Below are 19,247 nucleotides of genomic sequence, written 5' to 3' on the forward strand. Positions count from 1 at the left end.
TCACACGGAGAGCTGCTGTCGGGTGGATTCCGGCAGCAGCTCAACCGCCTGCTGATAGGACGCGTCCACCAGGTAGTAAATTTGAGAGCCTGGAATCGTTCCATCCAGATAGACGGTGCTCCAGTGCGCCTTATTGAGATGCTTGCTCGGCCTCACGTCATCATGCTGCTGGCGTAGCAAATCCGCCAGTTCCGGGCTGGTTTTCAGCGACGCCGCAGGACGGCCGTCCACCTCTTTCACCATCGCAAACAGCACATCACCCACCTTAATCTGCGTGGCTTTCCAGTCGCTGTGAACGCTCTGCTCCGCGCCGGGCTTGCTCATGCAGTACTGAAGTATCTCCGAAATTGTCATCTTTATTCCCCTTGTAGCGTGGCGATAATTTTACGCGAACCACCGTGAATGCGATGCTCCATGATGAAAGACGAATCTTTCTAAGTGTGCAGCAAGAAGACGAAAGGTAAAACCCGCGGCAGCGAGATTTGATTAAAAAAGAGTTAAACACGCTGCCAGGGACTCAGTACTCGGAGTTGACGATCACCTCTTCGCCAAACTTTCCGGCCATCGGCAGCGGTCGATAGGTTGAGTTAGAGGCGCGTAACACCCTGATACCTCTGGCTCCCACGTCCTGCGCGGCGGTAATGTCGTTATCCGAATCGCCGTAGAATACTTTGATATTTTTCTTCTCCAGCCACTGGGTTTTGGTGTTTTGCCCCTCTTTGTCGCCGGCAAAAATGACCGGGTTCATGCTGGCTGCCGGGATCTGGAAATCATCCTGCAGGGTTTTAGAGACGGTTTCTGTTTTGGTCTGACTGCGGCCGGTCACAAAATAAATGCTGTCACCGCGCTTCACGTGCATGGCAATCAGCGCGCGGGCAACCTCTTTCGGGATGCTGTACTCGTCCCAGCCGTTATTCATTTTTTCCCAGAACTCCGGGTTCTTCAGATACGCTTCGCTGTCCGGTGAATACGTTTTCTTACCGCGCCAGAAGCCGGGGCTGGAGAACAGCACGGTATCGTCAATGTCGAAGCCCACGGCCATTGGCGCACGGCCCATCAGGCTGTTTTCGATTTGGGCCACGGAAACCCAGTGAATGGGCGCCTGCTCGGCAAGCATGGCGGCGGTGGTGCCGGTGTAAAGCGGCGTCGGGGCCGAAGCACGGGCGACGACGGCGCTATTAAGTGAGAACAATAAGCAGGCGGCGCTGAGCGCCAGTGTGATCTTGCGCATATTTTCCCCTGAATATTCAGCTTGTTATCGTTTTATTTTGAGCGAATGGTCAAAAAACTATCCGACCATAACCCCAGCGGGAGGTGAAGGGAAGGAGTTTTTGCTTATGGAGCGGAATAAAAAAGAAGGCGATCACAAAGCGCAGAAGAAACGCGTAGGCCCGGTAAGCGAAGCGCCACCGGGCGAATGACCGGCACCGGCGAACAAAAAAGCCGGGTGGCGGCTGCGCCTTACCCGGCCTACATATAGCATACAAGTAAGTGAATACTTACATCACTGCGGCAAACGCCTGCGCTACGCGGTGAACGTTGCTGGCATTCAGGCCCGCCACGCACATACGGCCGCTGGCGATCAGGTAGACGCCGAACTCTTCGCGCAGGCGATCGACCTGCGCCGCGCTCAGTCCGGTATAGCTGAACATCCCGCGCTGCTTGAGCAGATAGTCGAAGTTATGCCCAGGCACGGCCTCTTTCAGCACGTTAACCAGCTCCTGACGCATCGACAGAATCCGCTTGCGCATGGATTCCACCTCGGCGAGCCAGTTGGCTTTCAGCTTTTCGTCACCGAGAACCGTCGCCACCACCTGCGCACCAAAGTTTGGCGGGCTGGAGTAAATACGGCGCACCGTCGCCTTCAGCTGGCCCAGCACGCGGCTTGCCGCTTCGGCGTCTTCACACACCACGGACAGGCCGCCAACGCGCTCGCCGTACAGGGAGAAGATTTTAGAGAAGGAGTTACTCACCAGAGCAGGCAGCCCGGCGCTGGCCACCGCGCGGATGGCATAGGCATCGTCTTCCATACCCGCGCCAAAGCCCTGATAGGCAATGTCGAGGAAGGGGATCAGATTACGGGCCTTCAGCACCTCTATCACCGCATCCCACTGCTCATTGGTGAGATCCGCCCCGGTCGGGTTATGGCAGCACGGATGCAACAGCACAATGCTGCGCTCCGGCAGGGTGTGCAGTTTTTCCAGCAGCGCCTCAACGCGCACGCCGTTAGTTTCGCTGTCGAACCACGGATAGGTCCCGACCTTAAAGCCTGCGCCCTCGAAGATCGCAACGTGGTTTTCCCACGTCGGATCGCTGACCCACACGCCTGAATCCGGGAAGTATTTTTTCAGGAAGTCCGCCCCCACCTTCAGCGCGCCCGAGCCGCCGAGCGTCTGGATAGTCGCCACGCGTTTTTGCGCGAGCACCGCGTGATCGACCCCGAACAGCAGCGGCGCAATGGTGTTGCGATAGGCGTTCAGCCCTTCCATCGGCAGATAAAGAGAAGCGCCGTGTGGAGCCGCGTTCAGGCGCGCTTCGGCTTCGGCAACGGCGTTTAATTGAGGAATGATGCCCTCCTCGTTGTAATACAGACCGATGCTGAGGTTCACTTTATCGCTGCGAGGATCTTCTTTGAAACGCTCCATTAAGGAGAGGATAGGGTCGCCGGCATAGGCGTCAACTTTCTGAAACACGCGATGGTTCTCCGGAATTCGATGAGGCAGGGATTTCAACAATAAACCGGAAGCGGAAGAAGGTCGAGAGGATGTTAATAAAGTTGAAGTGAGGTTAATAACCTCACTTCACAGACTGTTCAGTCAAGGTATTTCATCGCCACCCGCGAGGTCAGGCGCGTGATAAGTTCGTAAGCACTCACTTTGGTGATTTCAGCAATGCGCTCAACGGGCAGTCCTTCCCCCCACAGCACCGCATCATCGCCCGCTTTATCCTGGGCTTCCGGACCCAGATCCACACAAATCATATCCATCGCCACGCGGCCGACGATTTTCACTTCGCGCCCGTTGATCAGAACCGGCGTACCCGACGGTGCGGCACGCGGATAACCGTCGCCGTAGCCCATCGCCACCACGCCGAGACGCGTGTCGCGCTCGCTGGTCCAGGTGCCGCCATAGCCCACCGGCTCTCCCGCTTTGTGCTCACGCACGGCAATCAGCTTTGAAACCAGCGACATGACGGGCTTAAAGCCAAAGTCCGGCCCCCAGGGCCTGTTCTCCAGCGGCGACACGCCGTAAAGAATGATGCCAGGCCGCGCCCAGTCGAAATGCGACTGCGGCCACAGCAGGATCCCACCGGAAGCCGCAATCGAGCGCATCCCCGGCTTGCCTTCGCAGAAGGTATTAAAGATATCCAGCTGCCGCTCGGTCGCGCCGCACTCGGGCTCATCGGCACGGGCGAAGTGGCTAACAATATTCACCGGCTGGCGCACGTTTTTGCACTGGCATAAACGCTGATAAAACGCTTCCGCGCTTTCCGGACGTACGCCCAGACGGTGCATGCCCGTGTCGAGCTTCATCCACACCGTCACCGGCTCGCTCAGCTCGGCGGTTTCAAGCGCGGCCAGCTGTTCTTCGTTGTGTACCGCCGTGTGAAGATGCTGCTGGGCAATGGTCGGCAGATCGCCGGCTTCGAAGAAACCTTCGAGGAGCAGAATCGGTTGGGTAATCCCTCCCGCGCGCAGGCGGAGGGCTTCTTCAAGACGGGCGACGCCAAAGGCGTCGGCATCGGGGAGCGTTCGCGCGGTCTCAAGAAGACCGTGTCCGTAAGCGTTCGCTTTCACGACTGCAACGAGCTTGCTGGCGGGCGCCAGTTCACGCAGACGTTGCAGGTTGTGTCGCAGAGCACGGCGGTTAATGACTACAGTTGCCGCTTGCATTTGAATTCCTTAGAAATTACTCATCATCATATTGAGGACCGGCGTAGTTGTCGAAACGCGACCACTGTCCGTTAAAGGTCAGACGCACCGTCCCGATCGGGCCGTTACGTTGTTTACCAATAATAATTTCGGCGATCCCTTTCAGGTCGCTGTTCTCGTGATAAACCTCATCGCGGTAGATAAACATGATTAAGTCGGCATCCTGCTCGATGGAGCCGGATTCACGCAGATCGGAGTTGACCGGGCGCTTGTCGGCACGTTGTTCCAGAGAGCGGTTAAGCTGCGACAGCGCCACCACCGGCACGTGCAGCTCTTTGGCTAACGCCTTGAGCGAGCGGGAAATTTCTGCAATTTCCAGCGTACGGTTGTCGGAGAGCGACGGTACGCGCATCAGCTGAAGGTAGTCGATCATGATAAGGCCGATGCCGCCGTGTTCGCGGGCGATACGGCGCGCGCGGGAACGGACTTCCGTCGGCGTCAGGCCGGAGGAGTCATCGATGTAGATATTACGTTTTTCCAGCAGAATGCCCATGGTGCCGGAGATACGCGCCCAGTCCTCATCGTCGAGCTGGCCGGTACGGATGCGGGTCTGGTCCACGCGCGACAGCGACGCCAGGGAACGCATCATAATCTGTTCGGAGGGCATCTCAAGACTGAAGATGAGTACCGGCTTATCCTGCAGCATCGCCGCATTTTCGACGAGGTTCATCGCAAATGTCGTTTTACCCATCGACGGACGCGCGGCGACGATAATCAAATCCGACGGCTGCAGGCCGGCGGTTTTCTTGTTGAGATCGTCATAGCCGGTGTTCACGCCGGTGACGCCGTCGTGCGGCTGCTGGAACAGCTGTTCGATACGGGCAACGGTGGCGTCGAGGACATCGGCGATGTTTTTTGGGCCTTCGTCTTTGTTGGCGCGGCTTTCGGCGATTTTGAAGACGCGGGACTCGGCAAGGTCGAGCAGGTCTTCGCTGGTGCGACCCTGCGGATCAAAACCGGCTTCGGCGATCTCGTTCGCCACCGAGATCATCTCGCGGACAACGGCACGTTCGCGCACGATATCGGCGTAAGCGCTGATGTTTGCCGCACTTGGTGTGTTTTTTGACAGTTCTGCCAGATAGGCAAACCCGCCGCAGCTGTCGAGCTGCCCAAGACGTTCCAGCGATTCAGCCAGCGTGATCAGATCGATCGGGCTGCCCGACTCCTGCAGACGCGCCATTTCGGTAAAGATGTGGCGGTGCGGGCGGGTGTAGAAATCTTCCGCCACGACGCGCTCGGCGACGTCGTCCCAGCGCTCGTTATCCAGCATTAAACCGCCCAACACCGACTGTTCCGCTTCAATCGAGTGCGGCGGGACTTTTAACCCTGCGACCTGGAAATCACGCTCGCGAGGTTCAGTCTGTTTGTTGAAGGGTTTGTTTCCTGCCATAGTGAATGGAGTTACCGAGATAAAGAGTGGGTCGAAAGATTACCATATTTTTCTTACGGAGGGAGCATGGCAACGCGCATTGAGTTCCAGAAACACGGCGGTCCGGACGTACTGAAAGCGGTGGAGTTTACCCCTGCCGCGCCCGGCGAGAATGAAATCCAGGTTGAAAACAAAGCCATCGGCATAAACTACATCGACACCTACATTCGCGGCGGTCTCTACCCGCCTCCGTCAATGCCGAGCGGCCTGGGTACCGAAGCGGCCGGTGTCGTCATTAAAGTGGGCAGCGCGGTGAAGCATATTAAAGAGGGCGACCGCGTGGTGTATGCGCAATCTGCGCTGGGCGCTTACAGCTCCGTCCACAACGTTCCGGCGGATAAAGCCGCCCTGCTGCCCAACGCTATCTCCTTTGAACAGGCGGCGGCGTCGTTTCTGAAGGGTTTGACGGTTTACTACCTGCTGCGCAAAACCTATGAAATTAAACCCGACGAGCAGTTCCTGTTTCATGCCGCGGCGGGAGGCGTCGGGCTCATCGCCTGTCAGTGGGCAAAAGCCCTGGGCGCGAAGCTGATCGGCACCGTGGGCAACGCCCAAAAAGCGCAGCGCGCGCTGCAGGCGGGTGCCTGGCAGGTGATTAACTATCGTGAAGAGAGCATCGTTGAGCGGCTGAAGGAGATCACGCACGGTCAAAAAGTGCGCGTGGTGTATGACTCGGTGGGCAAAGATACCTGGGAAGCGTCACTGGACTGCCTGCAGCGTCGCGGGCTGATGGTAAGCTTCGGGAACGCGTCTGGCGCGGTGACGGGCGTTAACTTGGGTATTCTGAACCAAAAGGGCTCACTCTACGTGACGCGCCCTTCCCTGCAGGGTTACATCACCAGCCGGGAAGAACTCGAGGAAGCCAGCAACGAGCTGTTTTCGCTGATCGCCAGCGGCGTAGTTAAGGTGGACGTAGCCGACGCGCAGAAATATGCGCTGACCGATGCGCAGCGCGCGCATGAGGTGCTGGAGAGTCGGGCGACCCAGGGATCGAGCCTGCTGATTCCCTAAGCCCCAAAAAGAAATTGGGCTTCCCGTAGGAAGCCCTTTCTTTTTTTAGTTCGGCTGTATGTAGGGTACAGCACGATGAATTCTGTAGAGGCAGCCATAGTGACAGATTCGATAAGTAAATCCTATTCTGTTCTAAGCCATGCTGCCGGGAAAGTTACAAGTATGTGACGAACCCCTCAATACCTTAGTAACGGAAGCGGTTATTGCGCTGATAAGTCGGCAGTTTTGGCGATTTAATCGCCCGTATCGCCCACACCACCGCAATGGCCAGCAGCAGCCATGGCAGCAGCTTAATGGTCAGGGCAAACAGCCCGCCGATAAACATCACCACCGTCGCCACGACAAGCGCAGCCAGAATGCCGAGCAGCGAAACGCCTGTCGCTAACAGCATGACAAAAAAGCCAATCACAAAAAGTAGTTCCAGCATGGCGATCTCCCACGAGTTCCCGAGTGATACAGTTCGTAATACAAGAATCATGCCAAACTTAACCCATTGTTATGAAAGCAAAACGCCCCGCCATAACAGGCAGGGCGTGGTGAATTTGACGAACTTTTAGCGAAAGTTATCGCTTATCTGCGACCAGTCGCAGCGCATGTTCCAGAACCTCAATATCGGCACCGGCTTTATGCGCATTTTCACTGAGGTAACGACGCCACTGCCGCGCACCAGGAATGCCCTGGAACAGGCCCAACATATGGCGGGTAATGTGGCCGAGATACGTGCCGTTGCTCAGCTCGCGCTCAATGTAAGGGTACATGGCGCGCACGACGGCAACCGGATCGGTGTCTGCGCCTTCAACGCCAAAGATTTCGCGATCGACCGTCGCCAGAATGCCCGGGTTCTGATACGCCTCGCGTCCGACCATCACGCCATCCATATGTACCAGATGCGCTTTGGCCTCTTCCAGCGACTTAATGCCGCCGTTGATCGACATCGTCAGGTGCGGGAAGTCACGCTTTAGCTGATACACGCGCGGATAGTCCAGCGGTGGGATCTCACGGTTCTCTTTCGGACTGAGGCCAGAGAGCCAGGCTTTACGGGCGTGGATGATAAACATCTCGCATTCGCCTTTGCCGGACACCGTGTTGATGAAATCGCACAGGAACTCGTAGCTGTCCTGGTCGTCAATGCCGATACGGGTTTTGACCGTCACCGGAATGGAAACAACATCGCGCATCGCCTTGATACAGTCCGCCACCAGCTGCGCGTTGCCCATCAGGCATGCGCCAAACATGCCGTTTTGCACGCGGTCGGACGGGCAGCCAACGTTGAGGTTAATCTCGTCATAGCCGCGCGCTTCCGCCAGCTTCGCGCACTGCGCCAGCGCGGCCGGATCGCTGCCGCCCAGCTGCAGGGCTACCGGATGCTCCTCTTCGCTATAGGCCAGATAGTCGCCCTTCCCGTGGATGATTGCGCCCGTGGTCACCATTTCGGTGTAGAGCAGCGTATGGCGGGAGAGCTGGCGCAGGAAATAGCGGCAGTGTCTGTCCGTCCAGTCGAGCATCGGCGCAATGGAGAAACGGTGTGCAGGGAAAGCGGTCTGTAATTCTGACGACATGGCGAAGTTTTAAGCATCTGGTGGAAAAGGGGCGCTACTATAGCACAAAGAAAAGCCGGAGGCGCAGCGCCTCCGGTAGACTTTAGAACGTCATGCTCAGCTGAGCCCCGGCGCCCCAGGTTTCGTCTTCACCGTACAGGCCCATCAGGTCAACATGCACGGTATTAAACGGCGCGAAGCCAACACCGCCGGTAAAGACGTTGCTGTCGTTCCCCTTCACGTCCGCGCGATAGCCTGCACGCACCGCCAGCCAGCTCAGCGGCGTTACCTCGGCACCGACGCCAACATACTGCGACGTATCTTCGCTCTTGAAGCCTTTGGTTTCCGTCAGATCGCCATCTGCGGTCAGCGTCACCAGATCGTTGTGCCAGGCGGCACCGGCGGTGACCAGCGGACGGATCTGGTAGGTGTCTTTATAGCTCACCACTTCTCCCGTACGGCCGTTGCGGATGCGGACATCTTTGGTGTCGATATCGCGCGACATCAGGTTTTGACCGCTCACGCCGACCGTCCAGTGTTCGCCGAAATCAGCCGCAATACCGGCATCGACGTTGAAGCCCGTATCGTCAGTGCGGTAGCGGCTGTCGTTCCACTTGTTGCTGTCGTAATCGTAGATTGAGGTGGTGTAGTTATAGACCCAGGTTTTTTGCAGCTTTGGCGTAACCCCCACGGAAACCGGGACGCCGCCAAGGTCAAACTGACGGGCAACGGCAATGCCATAGTCGGACACAATCGCCGCCCGGCCAGACGCCGTTGAATTGAGGTTTTTAGTGATCTGGTCCGTGCCGTTCAGCGCAGCATCCAGGGCAACACCGGCTGCCACCACATTGCTTCGTTGAATACCGCGCAGATAATCAATATCTTGCTGATCGATAGACGAGCTCACCCGGCCATGGGCGTACCCTTTCGCCATAAAGGCGACGGAAAGCACATCGTTAGGGATGCTCACGGCAAGTCCTGCCCCAGCCGTCGCGCGTGCGGTTTTGCCCTTGAGAAAATCCAGCTCATCGGCCAGATCTTTGGCCGCGCCCTGGAACTGGTTGATCGAACCTAACGGATTGGTGATGACTTCTATGGGCGTAAGATTATCAACCACATCCTTATAGTGATTGATTTTGTCGTTGATGGTATCAATCTCATCCTGAAGATTGTCTTCATCCGTCACCTGTACCCCAACGGACGGCAAAATCACCGTCACATCATCATCCGGTTTTGCCTTTGCCAGCAACGCGGGGTTGATTAACGCCCCACTGCCATAGCTCCCGGAGGCAACGCCCGTCCCCCCCATCGCATCACTACGCGCTTCTGTCCAGGTATTGGCTGCTCCCGCCTGATTTGCCATAAACAAGGAAACAGCGATGCTAACCACCGAAAATTTAAAATTTTTTTTCACAGTATGCCCGTTATAGTCTGTTATGAAATAACCCCTGTCTGTTATCACCCAAACAGGAACGAACTATTGCTGTGAATAAGGAGTAAAAGACCCGCTATTTCTGTCCCTAAGTAAAACTCCCTTACGGCCTGTTATATTTTGTGACGGCCCTCAATATTTATAGAAGAGGAAATTATTTTTTCCCAGGTTTTCCATCATGCGGTCCAAAAAACTGGGGTGGGTGGTCTACCCAGCGATCCTCGCGGGTGGCGGCATAGACCGGGTTAAGCGGATAGTAGATGCGATTGTGCTTCTTGTTGGCCTCGCCAACGACCAGCAACCGCACCTCGTCGTCCGTGTTATTGATAAAGGTGTGGCAGACACCCGTTCCGGCAGGAAATCCCACGCTATCGCCCGGTTCAAGTTTCCATAAATAGCCATTAATCCACGCTTCCGGATAACCTTCGAGCACGTAAACGAACTCTTCTTCATCGCTTTCCGCGTGCGGGTAGGACGTCCTGCGCCCGGGCGGTAGCCGCTCATGATGAATGCCGATGCGCCCGAGCCCGAGCTTGCGAGCCAGCGGTGCGCCGATAGAAAACCGCTCATCGCTATCTGGATAGGTCGAGTCATCCGCGCCTTCCACGTCGCGCCAGTGCCGAATACAGTCAGGTCTTTTCATTATGAATCTCCCGGTTTGCGATGGGTCAGGTATAGCACAGACTGGCGGATCTCGGTGTTTTTACCAGAACATGGTAAAGTGGGGGTTTTCCGTCCTATTACATCCGGGGTGCTACATGGATAAGTCCACAAAAGAGCTGTTAGCGCAGGCCGAAAAGCTGTGCGCGCAACGCAATGTGCGCCTGACTCCACAGCGCCTTGAAGTGCTACGCCTGATGAGTCTGCAACAGGGTGCAATCAGCGCCTATGACCTGTTAGATCTGCTCCGTGAAAGCGAGCCGCAGGCGAAACCACCCACGGTGTATCGCGCGCTGGATTTCCTGCTGGAACAGGGTTTTGTCCACAAAGTCGAGTCCACAAACAGCTACGTGCTGTGTCATCTTTTCGATCAGCCCACTCACACATCCGCTATGTTTATCTGCGACCGTTGTGGCGTGGTGAAAGAAGAAGCTGCGGAAGGCGTGGAAGACATTATGCATACGCTGGCGGCAAGAATGGGCTTTGCCCTGCGTCATAATGTGATTGAAGCACACGGGTTGTGTTCGGCGTGTGTTGAGGTGGAAGCCTGTCGACATCAGGATGCGTGCCAACACGACCACTCTATACTGGTGAAGAAAAAGCCGCGTTAACGGCAAAAGAAAAGGCGGCTTAGAGCCGCCCTGTGGGTTATTTCGCGTTACCAGCGGTAGTCGTTACGGGTTTCCCAGTCTTTGACTTCGTTTTCCGCCTGATCTTTCGCATAGCCGTAACGTTCCTGAATTTTACCGACAAGCTGATCGCGTTTACCTTCAATGACGGTCATATCGTCATCGGTCAGCTTACCCCACTTTTCTTTCGCTTTACCTTTGAACTGCTTCCAGTTGCCGCCGATTTCGTCTTTATTCATCATCGTGTCCTCTTAGTTAAGCGTCGGGTCGTAACGTCCGTTACGTTCTTTTCTGCTGGACGTGATATTTATTGTAGTTAAGGATTCGGCGGTTAATTTCATATTCGGAATCTTTAACCGTCACGATATATCGTGGCGGGAGGAGAACCAGGTATTGTTTTGCCAGTGGCGATGCCAGATAAAGGCCAGCGACAGGCCTCGCAGAGAGAGAAACACCGCCAGCGCCAGCCATAAACCGTGATTGCCCAGCCAGGGGAGCGTCAGCAGGGTCAGGCCAAACCCTGCCGCCGCAACGGCCATGCTGTTACGCATCTCCGCCCCGCGCGTTGCGCCAATAAACATGCCGTCCAGCAGATAACACCAGACGCCGACCACCGGTAAAATGACTTGCCAGATGAGATAGTGGCTCGCCAGTTCGCGCAGCGCAGGGAGAGACGTAAGCAACGCGACAATCTGCTCGCCAAAGCAGGCGTAAACCAGGCCGAACGCCAGCGCCACTAGCCCAGACTGCCGGCAGGCTGCCCGCCAGACGTCCCGAAGCTGCCCGCTTTCCCGCGCGCCGTACGCCTGCCCGGAATGCGCTTCTACCGCATAGACAAAGCCGTCCAGCGCGTAGGCGGTAAAGGTCAAAAGCGTCATCAATACCGCGTTGACCGCGACGATTTCTGGCCCCAGCCGGGCCCCAAAGACGGTTAGCGCGCCGAAACAGAGCTGAAGCAGCAGCGAGCGCAGCATGATGTCCCGGTTAAGCGCCAGCAGCTTGCGGATATTGCCACGCCATGCGGTTTTGAGCAGCGCCAGGGAGATCCCGCGCATCGCCAGCAGCCGCCAGACCATCCACAGACCAATAATAAAGGTTCCGTATTCGGCGATTGCCGTCGCCAGCGCCGCGCCCTGCACGTTCATGTGCAGGCCCATCACCAGCCAGACATCCAGCACAATGTTGAGCAGATTGCCCACCACCAGCAAAATCACCGGGGCGCGGGCGTACTGTACGCCCAGCAGCCACCCCAGCAGAACCAGATTGGCCAGCGAGGCGGGGGCGCTGAGCCAGCGGATTTCGAGGAAACGTCGCGCCTGGGTCAGCACCGCCTCGCTGCCGCCAACAACATGCAGCGCCAGGTCGATGAGGGGCGCACGCAATAAAACAATTAACGCCCCCGCGCCAAGCGCAAGGATCAGCGGCTGGACCAGCGCGCGCGCCAGGCGCAGCGGATCTTTCGCACCGTACGCCTGCGCCGTGAGTCCGGTGGTGCTCATGCGCAAAAAGAGCAGCAGCATAAACAGGAAGCTTGTTGCCGTCGCGCCAATCGCCACGCCGCCAAGATAAACCGGTGAATCCAGATGGCCGATAACGGCAGTATCAACCAGCCCAAGCAGAGGCACGGTAATATTGGAGAAAATCATCGGCAGTGCAAGACGCCACAATGCCTTATCGGATGCCGTCAGCAGTGACATGAAAAATACCGGAAGTGGGGAATGAAGCAGGCTACAGCGGCGCCATAGCCTGTCAGGAAGAGGTTACAGCCATTCACCGTTGCGAATCACCCCAACCGCCAGTCCTTCGATAGAGAAGTTCTGTTCGCGGAGGTCGACTAAAATGGGTGAGAACTCGCTGTTTTCAGGCAGCAACTGTACGCTGTTACCCTGTTTTTTCAGACGCTTAACGGTCACTTCGTCATCGATGCGCGCCACAACCACCTGGCCGTTTCGCACATCCTGAGTTTTATGCACCGCAAGCAGATCGCCATCGAGGATACCGATGTCTTTCATCGACATGCCGCTGACGCGCAGCAGAAAATCAGCGCTCGGTTTGAACATGCCAGGATCGACCTGATAGTGGCCTTCAATATGCTGCTGAGCCAGTAAAGGCTCACCGGCAGCAACACGGCCTATCAGCGGAATGCCGGTCTCTTCTTCCACCAGCAGGCGGATACCGCGTGACGCGCCCGAGACAATTTCAATCACGCCCTTACGCGCCAGCGCTTTCAGGTGTTCTTCGGCAGCATTTGGAGAACGGAAGCCCAGACGCTGCGCGATTTCCGCACGCGTGGGTGGCATACCCGTCTGGCCGATATGATCCCGAATGAGATCAAACACCTCTTGCTGCCTGGTCGTTAACGCTTTCATTCCGCCCCCTGGGTGTATATACAGTTATGCTGTGAGTATATACAGTCAAAGGTGATTTTGGAATCAAAAACTGCACAAAAAACCAGGGACTTAATTATTCCTCGAGGCTCATCGGAAATGTGACCAAAGCAGCGTGACCCAGGTAATGGCAGCAGTGATAATCGCCAGCAGCACAGCGGCAGAACCCATATCCTTCGCGCGGCCGGAAAGTTCGTGGAAGTCAGAGCCGATACGGTCGACCACGGCCTCAATAGCGCTATTGAGAATTTCCACTATCATCACCAGAAGTACGGAACCGATGAGAAGCACGCGGGTAACGGCATCTACATCAAGGAAACAGGCGATGATCACCGCGATGATAGCGGCGACGCCCTCCTGGCGAAAGGCGGCTTCGTTGATCCACGCGGCACGGAAACCTTTCCATGAATAGCCGGCGGCTTTAATGATACGCGTTAACCCAGTGGTATTATTGGCCATTAAAAGAACCTTTTAAGAAAAAAAGCGTCAGTAACAGGAACTGTAGCGCGTTTCGCTACAGCCTGAAGTATGACGGGTAACAACAGAAATTTTGCGCGCTTTCTGTTATCCTTGCGCCGCAATTGCATTATTAACCAGAGGCTTTACATCGTTTATGTCCGGCTGGCCACGAATTTACTACAAATTACTTAATTTACCATTAAGCATCCTGGTAAAAAGCAAGTCTATCCCAGCAGAACCCGCGCTGGAATTGGGACTCGATACGTCGCGTCCTATTATGTACGTTTTGCCTTATAACTCGAAGGCAGACTTACTGACGCTTCGCGCCCAGTGTCTGGCGCATGATTTACCTGACCCGCTTGAACCGCTGGAAGTCGACGGCACGCTGCTGCCGCGCTACGTGTTCATTCACGGTGGACCGCGCGTGTTTACCTATTACACGCCGAAAGAAGAGTCCATCAAGCTGTTCCATGACTATCTTGACCTGCACCGCAGCAACCCCGATCTGGATGTGCAGATGGTGCCGGTATCGGTGATGTTTGGTCGTCGTCCGGGCCGTGAAAAAGGTGAAGAGAATCCGCCGCTGCGCATGCTTAACGGTATCCAGAAGTTCTTCGCGGTCTCCTGGCTGGGGCGCGACAGCTTTGTGCGCTTCTCCCCTTCGGTTTCGCTACGTCGCATGGCGGACGAGCACGGCACCGACAAAATCATCGCGCAAAAACTGGCGCGCGTAGCGCGTATGCACTTCGCCCGTCAGCGCCTGGCGGCAGTAGGACCACGCCTCCCGGCCCGTCAGGATCTGTTCAACAAGCTGTTGGCCTCCAAAGCGATTGCCCGCGCCGTTGAAGACGAAGCGCGCAGCAAGAAGATTTCGCATGAGAAAGCCCAGCAGAACGCCATTGCGCTGATGGAAGAGATTGCCGCGAACTTCTCTTACGAGATGATTCGCCTGTCCGATCGTATTCTCGGCTTTACGTGGAACCGCCTCTACCAGGGCATCAACGTTCACAACGCCGAGCGCGTGCGTCAGCTGGCGCATGATGGCCATGAGATTGTCTATGTCCCCTGCCACCGCAGCCACATGGACTACCTGCTTCTCTCATACGTGCTCTATCACCAGGGGCTTGTACCGCCGCACATCGCAGCCGGTATCAACCTGAACTTCTGGCCAGCGGGCCCGATCTTCCGCCGCCTGGGCGCGTTCTTTATCCGTCGTACCTTTAAGGGCAACAAGCTCTACTCCACCGTGTTCCGCGAGTATCTGGGCGAGCTGTTTAGCCGCGGCTATTCCGTTGAGTACTTCGTTGAGGGCGGTCGCTCGCGCACCGGACGTCTGCTCGATCCGAAGACCGGCACGCTGTCGATGACCATCCAGGCGATGCTGCGCGGCGGAACCCGTCCGATCACGCTGGTGCCTATTTACATCGGCTATGAGCACGTAATGGAAGTGGGCACCTACGCCAAAGAGCTGCGCGGGGCGACCAAAGAGAAAGAGAGCCTGCCGCAGATGCTGCGCGGCCTGAGCAAGCTGCGTAACCTGGGTCAGGGCTACGTTAACTTCGGCGAACCGATGCCGCTGATGACGTACCTGAACCATCACGTTCCGGAGTGGCGCGAGTCCATCGATCCTATCGAAGCGATTCGCCCTGCCTGGCTGACGCCAACGGTCAACGGCATTGCGTCCGAACTGATGGTGCGCATTAACAACGCGGGTGCGGCTAACGCCATGAACCTGTGCTGTACGGCGCTGCTGGCTTCGCGTCAGCGCTCGCTGACCCGCGAACAGCTTACAGAGCAGCTGGATTGCTACCTGGACATGATGCGCAACGTGCCGTATTCCGTTGACTCAACCGTGCCTTCTGCTACCGCCAGCGAGCTTATCGATCACGCGCTGCAGATGAACAAGTTTGAAGTCGAAAAGGACACCATCGGCGACATTATCATTCTGCCGCGCGAGCAGGCAGTGTTGATGACCTACTACCGCAACAACATCACCCACATGCTGATGCTGCCGTCGCTCATGGCGGCTATCATCACCCAGCATCGACGTATTTCACGTCAGGAGCTATTGCGTCACGTTGAGACGCTTTACCCGATGCTGAAAGCGGAGCTGTTCCTGCGCTGGAGTAAAGACGAGCTGGCGGGCGAGCTGGACAAACTGACGGAAGAGCTTCGTCGTCAGGGGCTGATCACCGTTACGAATGACGAGCTGCACATTAATCCGTCTCGCTCCCGAACCCTGCAGCTGCTGGCAGCAGGTGCGCGCGAAACGCTGCAGCGCTACGCCATCACGTTCTGGCTGCTGAGTGCGAACCCGTCTATCAACCGCGGTACGCTGGAGAAAGAGAGCCGGACGCTGGCCCAGCGCCTGTCCGTTCTGCACGGCATTAACGCCCCTGAATTCTTCGACAAAGCGGTCTTCAGTTCCCTGGTGCTGACGCTGCGTGATGAAGGCTTCATCAGCGATACGGGCGATGCCGAGCCGGAAGAGACGCTGAAGGTTTACCAGATGCTGGCAGAGCTGATTACCTCAGACGTGCGCTTGACGATCGAGAGCGCGACGCAGGGCGAGTGATGTAAAAAAGCCGGGTGGTGGTTTCACCTGACCCGGCCTGACATTCCGCATAATATAAAGGCCCGGTAAGCGTTAACGCTACCGGGCCTTATTTTTGAGCCTTCTTAAATCACCGCATTCAGCTCAGCAGCGTGAAAGCAATCATCCCGACAATCGCACCCGTCGTGCCGAGGATGGTTTCCATCAGCGTCCAGGTCTTCAGGGTTTGCGCTTCGGTAGCGCCGGTAAATTTACCGAACAGCCAGAAGCCCGCGTCGTTTACGTGAGAGACCACAATCGAACCGCCCGCGATACAGATAGAGAGCGCGGCCATCTGGGCACCGGAGTAGTTCAGCTGTTCAATCACCGGCATCACCAGACCCACGGCGGTTAAACACGCCACGGTGGCGGAACCCTGGATGATACGCACCGCCGCAGCCAGCACGAAGCAGGTGACCGCAATCGGCAGGCCCATCCCGGTCAGCGCTTCACCCAGAGCCGGACCCACGCCGGAATCCACCAGCACCTGCTTGAACACGCCACCGGCACCGATCACCAGCAGGATAATCCCCGCAGGCTGCAGCGCCGCACCGCAGATCTCCATCACGCGGTCTTTCGGCATCCCCTGACGCATCGCCAGGCCGTAAATCGCCACCAGACACGCCACCAGGATCGCCGTGAACGGGTGACCGATGAACTCAAACCATTCGTACGCGGTAGAGCCTACCGGCACAAAGCGTGCAGCGATGGTTTTCAGGCCCACCAGCACCAGCGGGAGCAGGATCAGCGACAGGCTGAAGCCAAAGGACGGCATTTTGCCTTCGCCAAGGTGCGGCTCGGTGATGTCGTCCGGAATGTGCAGCTCAACGTAGCGGCTGATGAAGTTGCCCCACAGCGGACCGGCGATAATCATCCCCGGAATTGCGGCGCACAGGCCAATCAGGATCATCCAGCCAAAGTCGGCGTGCATCTGGGATGCCAGCAGCATCGGCGCAGGCCCCGGCAGCAGGAACGCTGCGGCCGCCGCCACGCCCGCAAACAGCGGAATGACCAGCTTCACGAGGTTAGTGCCGGTATGGCGCGCCATGGAGAACGCGACGCTGATGAGCAGCACAACGGCCACTTCGAAGAACAGCGGCAGGGCGCAAATCAGGCCCGCCAAGCCAATCGCATAGTGCGCGCGGCTGTGGCCAAAAGATTTCAGCATCTTGACGGCAATCTGGTCGACCGCGCCCGTCTCGTGCAAAATCTTGCCAAACATCGCGCCGAGCGCGACCACAATCGCCAGGAAGCCCAGCGTGCCGCCCATACCTTTTTCCATCGTCGCGGCGATCTTGTCGAGCGGCATACCGGAAAAGAGACCTGCACCAATAGACACCACCATCAAAGCAACAAAGGCGTGCATACGCGCCTTCATTACTAAAAACAGCAGCAGCAAAACCGAACCCACTGCTGTCAAAACTAACGTTAATGTACTCAAAACTTACTGCCTTTTATTGATGACCTCGATGGTGCTGGCAACAACACCCTCCAGTGACTGATCGATATCAACCACTAAAACGTCCTTCTCGTCTTCACCCGGCTCCTGCAGCGCGTCGAACTGCGTCACCAGCATCTGGGTTTTGAAGAAGTGCCCTTTACGCGCCTTCAGGCGGCTTTCAATGACCTCGAAGTCCCCTTTCAGGTAGATGAAAGAGAGGTTCGGGTTGCCGTCGCGCAGCAGGTCGCGGTAGGTTTTTTTCAGCGCGGAGCAGACGATCAGCGAAACTTTGTTGGTGCGCTGCATAGCAAACGCGGCGTCGTTCAGCGCCTGCAACCACGGCTTGCGGTCGTCGTCGTTCAGCGGCTCGCCGGAGGCCATTTTCATGATGTTGCTGCGCGGGTGGAGGAAGTCGCCATCAAGAAACGCAGCCTGGAGTTGATGCGCCACTTCGCTGGCTACGGCTGATTTCCCGCTACCGGAAACGCCCATCAGGACGTAGACGTGGTGATCGTGATTAGTCGTGCTCAAAGGGTGTCCCTCAGTCAATTGTTACGGGTAACAGTTATCGGTAACATTGTCCTGCCGGGGCAAAAGAGAAGCAATATCCAAACGTGCGCGAAGTGAATAAGTGTGAGCTACTTCAAATTTGTCAGTTCAAATAGATCCACCCGGTGACAAGGTGAAACCTAAATCTAACATTTTTGGGGTCACCGTCTCGCCACGAATGCGCGCCAGCAGGCGTTCTGCGCCAATGCGGCCCATGCGTTCACGCGGGGTCAGGACGCTCGCCAGACGCGGCTCCATCACCTGGCCAATGTCGTGGCCGTGGAAACCGGCGATCGCCATATCATCAGGGATCTTGAGCCCCAGACGCTGGCATTCAAACGCCGCGCCGACCGCAAGGTCATCGTTGGTACAGAAAATACCGTCCAGTTGCGGATACTCGCGTCGCGCCTGACGCATCAGCTCAATACCCGACGTGTAGGAAGAGGACTGCTCCACCATCACGCTGTACGGGGTTAAGTTCGCGTCGAGCATCGCCTGCTCGTATCCCTTCTGTTTGATGATAGTACGTTCATCAAGACGCGCACCCAGGTAGGCGATATGACGATGCCCGCGGGCGATGATGGCCGCCGTCATCTGGCGCGCCGCTTCGAAGTTATCAAAGCCAACGGCGATGTCGAGGCACGGCGACTGGCTGTCCATCAGCTCCACCACCGGGATACCGGCCACTTCAATCATTTTGAGCGTGCGGGCAGTGTGGGTTCGTTCGGTTAAAATCAGGCCGTCAATGTTCCAGGAAAGCATCGATTCAAGACGTTCCTCTTCCAGTTCCGGCTTGTACCCGTAGTGGGCGAGCATGGTCTGGTAGCCAAACGCATCGGTGACGCTTTCGATTCCGCGTAATACTTCGGCGAAAACCTGGTTGGTCAAGGAAGGGAGTAGAACGCCCACCGCGCGGCTGGTCGCATTGGAGAGAATATCGGGTGCGCGGTTGGGGATATAACCCAGTTCATCAAGGGCTGCGGCAATCTTGCCACGCAACGCCACGGAAACCTGTTCCGGGTTACGTAAAAACCGGCTGACCGTCATTTTGGTCACACCGACGCGATCGGCGACATCCTGAAGTACGGGGCGTTTCTTTTTCATCGTCCTGAGAAATCTTGAAGAGAGAGATTTTCTCAGTTTATCACGGACAAAGCTCAACCTTCCCCGTTTAAAGGGAAGGTTGAG

At 56.7% G+C, this 19,247-nt stretch carries 19 protein-coding genes; 3 read left to right on the forward strand and 16 right to left on the reverse strand.

The features are described from left to right. The 5 genes from L6R44_RS17690 to dnaB all read right to left on the reverse strand — a co-directional run bounded on the left by L6R44_RS17690 (position 1) and on the right by dnaB (position 5,321). Positions 1 to 354: an MmcQ/YjbR family DNA-binding protein gene (locus L6R44_RS17690; protein ID WP_237424956.1), complete on the reverse strand. Its 354-nt coding sequence runs from the start codon at positions 352 to 354 to the stop codon at positions 1 to 3. Positions 355 to 517: 163 nt separating this feature from the next. Then, positions 518 to 1,231 carry an acid phosphatase AphA gene (gene aphA / locus L6R44_RS17695; protein ID WP_032644707.1) on the reverse strand — a complete coding sequence of 238 codons (714 nt, stop codon included), beginning with the start codon at positions 1,229 to 1,231 and terminating at the stop codon, positions 518 to 520. 268 nt (positions 1,232 to 1,499) lie between these two features. Next, on the reverse strand, positions 1,500 to 2,693 hold the full coding sequence (gene tyrB, locus L6R44_RS17700; protein WP_237424957.1) for an aromatic amino acid transaminase: 1,194 nt from the start codon (positions 2,691 to 2,693) through the stop codon (positions 1,500 to 1,502). 119 nt (positions 2,694 to 2,812) lie between these two features. Continuing rightward, the gene (alr, locus tag L6R44_RS17705) at positions 2,813 to 3,892 is read right to left on the reverse strand and encodes an alanine racemase (RefSeq protein ID WP_237424958.1); all 1,080 of its coding nucleotides are present in this window, start codon (positions 3,890 to 3,892) and stop codon (positions 2,813 to 2,815) included. 16 nt (positions 3,893 to 3,908) lie between these two features. Beyond that, positions 3,909 to 5,321 carry a replicative DNA helicase gene (dnaB, locus tag L6R44_RS17710; protein ID WP_023310046.1) on the reverse strand — a complete coding sequence of 471 codons (1,413 nt, stop codon included), beginning with the start codon at positions 5,319 to 5,321 and terminating at the stop codon, positions 3,909 to 3,911. Positions 5,322 to 5,387: 66 nt separating this feature from the next. On the opposite strand from dnaB, the gene L6R44_RS17715 reads away from it, so the two are divergent. Further along, positions 5,388 to 6,371 carry a quinone oxidoreductase gene (locus tag L6R44_RS17715; protein ID WP_237424959.1) on the forward strand — a complete coding sequence of 328 codons (984 nt, stop codon included), beginning with the start codon at positions 5,388 to 5,390 and terminating at the stop codon, positions 6,369 to 6,371. Between the two features lie 184 nt (positions 6,372 to 6,555). Here L6R44_RS17715 and pspG read toward each other — a convergent pair whose 3' ends face one another. The 4 genes from pspG to L6R44_RS17735 all read right to left on the reverse strand — a co-directional run bounded on the left by pspG (position 6,556) and on the right by L6R44_RS17735 (position 9,984). After that, positions 6,556 to 6,798 (reverse strand): envelope stress response protein PspG, encoded by a 243-nt coding sequence (gene pspG, locus L6R44_RS17720; RefSeq protein WP_014882144.1) that lies wholly within the window; start codon positions 6,796 to 6,798, stop codon positions 6,556 to 6,558. 136 nt (positions 6,799 to 6,934) lie between these two features. Then, positions 6,935 to 7,930, reverse strand: a complete 996-nt coding sequence (gene dusA / locus L6R44_RS17725) for a tRNA dihydrouridine(20/20a) synthase DusA (RefSeq protein WP_237424960.1) — start codon at positions 7,928 to 7,930, stop codon at positions 6,935 to 6,937. Positions 7,931 to 8,012: 82 nt separating this feature from the next. Then, complete coding sequence (gene traF, locus L6R44_RS17730; protein ID WP_237424961.1) at positions 8,013 to 9,323, reverse strand: conjugal transfer protein TraF; 1,311 nt, start codon at positions 9,321 to 9,323, stop codon at positions 8,013 to 8,015. Positions 9,324 to 9,495: 172 nt separating this feature from the next. Then, a complete protein-coding gene (locus L6R44_RS17735) occupies positions 9,496 to 9,984 on the reverse strand; it encodes a cupin domain-containing protein (RefSeq protein ID WP_237424962.1) in 489 nt (162 codons plus the stop codon). A gap of 115 nt (positions 9,985 to 10,099) precedes the next feature. Here L6R44_RS17735 and zur point away from each other — a divergent pair, with 115 nt between their 5' ends. After that, positions 10,100 to 10,612, forward strand: a complete 513-nt coding sequence (gene zur, locus L6R44_RS17740; RefSeq protein ID WP_032644700.1) for a zinc uptake transcriptional repressor Zur — start codon at positions 10,100 to 10,102, stop codon at positions 10,610 to 10,612. A 47-nt stretch (positions 10,613 to 10,659) separates the two neighbouring features. On the opposite strand, the gene L6R44_RS17745 is transcribed toward zur, so the two are convergent. The 4 genes from L6R44_RS17745 to L6R44_RS17760 all read right to left on the reverse strand — a co-directional run bounded on the left by L6R44_RS17745 (position 10,660) and on the right by L6R44_RS17760 (position 13,476). Next, positions 10,660 to 10,869: a CsbD family protein gene (locus L6R44_RS17745; RefSeq protein ID WP_024906712.1), complete on the reverse strand. Its 210-nt coding sequence runs from the start codon at positions 10,867 to 10,869 to the stop codon at positions 10,660 to 10,662. A gap of 120 nt (positions 10,870 to 10,989) precedes the next feature. Next, positions 10,990 to 12,327 carry an MATE family efflux transporter DinF gene (gene dinF / locus L6R44_RS17750; protein ID WP_237424963.1) on the reverse strand — a complete coding sequence of 446 codons (1,338 nt, stop codon included), beginning with the start codon at positions 12,325 to 12,327 and terminating at the stop codon, positions 10,990 to 10,992. 63 nt (positions 12,328 to 12,390) lie between these two features. Beyond that, positions 12,391 to 12,999 (reverse strand): transcriptional repressor LexA, encoded by a 609-nt coding sequence (gene lexA / locus L6R44_RS17755; protein ID WP_032644698.1) that lies wholly within the window; start codon positions 12,997 to 12,999, stop codon positions 12,391 to 12,393. A 108-nt stretch (positions 13,000 to 13,107) separates the two neighbouring features. Continuing rightward, positions 13,108 to 13,476, reverse strand: a complete 369-nt coding sequence (locus L6R44_RS17760; protein ID WP_032644697.1) for a diacylglycerol kinase — start codon at positions 13,474 to 13,476, stop codon at positions 13,108 to 13,110. Between the two features lie 154 nt (positions 13,477 to 13,630). On the opposite strand from L6R44_RS17760, the gene plsB reads away from it, so the two are divergent. Continuing rightward, positions 13,631 to 16,051, forward strand: a complete 2,421-nt coding sequence (gene plsB / locus L6R44_RS17765; protein WP_024906708.1) for a glycerol-3-phosphate 1-O-acyltransferase PlsB — start codon at positions 13,631 to 13,633, stop codon at positions 16,049 to 16,051. A 118-nt stretch (positions 16,052 to 16,169) separates the two neighbouring features. On the opposite strand, the gene gntU is transcribed toward plsB, so the two are convergent. The 3 genes from gntU to gntR all read right to left on the reverse strand — a co-directional run bounded on the left by gntU (position 16,170) and on the right by gntR (position 19,163). Then, entirely contained in the window at positions 16,170 to 17,510 is a 1,341-nt protein-coding gene (gene gntU, locus L6R44_RS17770; RefSeq protein ID WP_014833577.1) for a gluconate transporter, read from the reverse strand. Between the two features lie 3 nt (positions 17,511 to 17,513). Further along, the gene (gntK, locus tag L6R44_RS17775; RefSeq protein WP_014882134.1) at positions 17,514 to 18,041 is read right to left on the reverse strand and encodes a gluconokinase; all 528 of its coding nucleotides are present in this window, start codon (positions 18,039 to 18,041) and stop codon (positions 17,514 to 17,516) included. Positions 18,042 to 18,167: 126 nt separating this feature from the next. Further along, positions 18,168 to 19,163: a gluconate operon transcriptional repressor GntR gene (gene gntR / locus L6R44_RS17780; RefSeq protein WP_021242747.1), complete on the reverse strand. Its 996-nt coding sequence runs from the start codon at positions 19,161 to 19,163 to the stop codon at positions 18,168 to 18,170. Positions 19,164 to 19,247: the final 84 nt, after the last annotated feature.

Origin of the sequence: Enterobacter cloacae complex sp. ECC445 (genome assembly GCF_021892025.1) — a bacterium.
Classification (GTDB): Bacteria; Pseudomonadota; Gammaproteobacteria; order Enterobacterales; family Enterobacteriaceae; genus Enterobacter; species Enterobacter chengduensis.

What these genes read in the sequence shown, in the direction of transcription:
- dusA (WP_237424960.1), bottom strand. Translation starts at nt 7,930, where the DNA reads ATGTCGTCAGAATTACAGACCGCTTTCCCTGCACACCGTTTCTCCATT.
- L6R44_RS17715 (WP_237424959.1), top strand. Translation starts at nt 5,388, where the DNA reads ATGGCAACGCGCATTGAGTTCCAGAAACACGGCGGTCCGGACGTACTG.
- L6R44_RS17690 (WP_237424956.1), bottom strand. Translation starts at nt 354, where the DNA reads ATGACAATTTCGGAGATACTTCAGTACTGCATGAGCAAGCCCGGCGCG.
- dinF (WP_237424963.1), bottom strand. Translation starts at nt 12,327, where the DNA reads ATGTCACTGCTGACGGCATCCGATAAGGCATTGTGGCGTCTTGCACTG.
- L6R44_RS17745 (WP_024906712.1), bottom strand. Translation starts at nt 10,869, where the DNA reads ATGAATAAAGACGAAATCGGCGGCAACTGGAAGCAGTTCAAAGGTAAA.
- gntR (WP_021242747.1), bottom strand. Translation starts at nt 19,163, where the DNA reads ATGAAAAAGAAACGCCCCGTACTTCAGGATGTCGCCGATCGCGTCGGT.
- L6R44_RS17735 (WP_237424962.1), bottom strand. Translation starts at nt 9,984, where the DNA reads ATGAAAAGACCTGACTGTATTCGGCACTGGCGCGACGTGGAAGGCGCG.
- plsB (WP_024906708.1), top strand. Translation starts at nt 13,631, where the DNA reads ATGTCCGGCTGGCCACGAATTTACTACAAATTACTTAATTTACCATTA.
- L6R44_RS17760 (WP_032644697.1), bottom strand. Translation starts at nt 13,476, where the DNA reads ATGGCCAATAATACCACTGGGTTAACGCGTATCATTAAAGCCGCCGGC.
- alr (WP_237424958.1), bottom strand. Translation starts at nt 3,892, where the DNA reads ATGCAAGCGGCAACTGTAGTCATTAACCGCCGTGCTCTGCGACACAAC.
- pspG (WP_014882144.1), bottom strand. Translation starts at nt 6,798, where the DNA reads ATGCTGGAACTACTTTTTGTGATTGGCTTTTTTGTCATGCTGTTAGCG.
- zur (WP_032644700.1), top strand. Translation starts at nt 10,100, where the DNA reads ATGGATAAGTCCACAAAAGAGCTGTTAGCGCAGGCCGAAAAGCTGTGC.
- dnaB (WP_023310046.1), bottom strand. Translation starts at nt 5,321, where the DNA reads ATGGCAGGAAACAAACCCTTCAACAAACAGACTGAACCTCGCGAGCGT.
- lexA (WP_032644698.1), bottom strand. Translation starts at nt 12,999, where the DNA reads ATGAAAGCGTTAACGACCAGGCAGCAAGAGGTGTTTGATCTCATTCGG.
- aphA (WP_032644707.1), bottom strand. Translation starts at nt 1,231, where the DNA reads ATGCGCAAGATCACACTGGCGCTCAGCGCCGCCTGCTTATTGTTCTCA.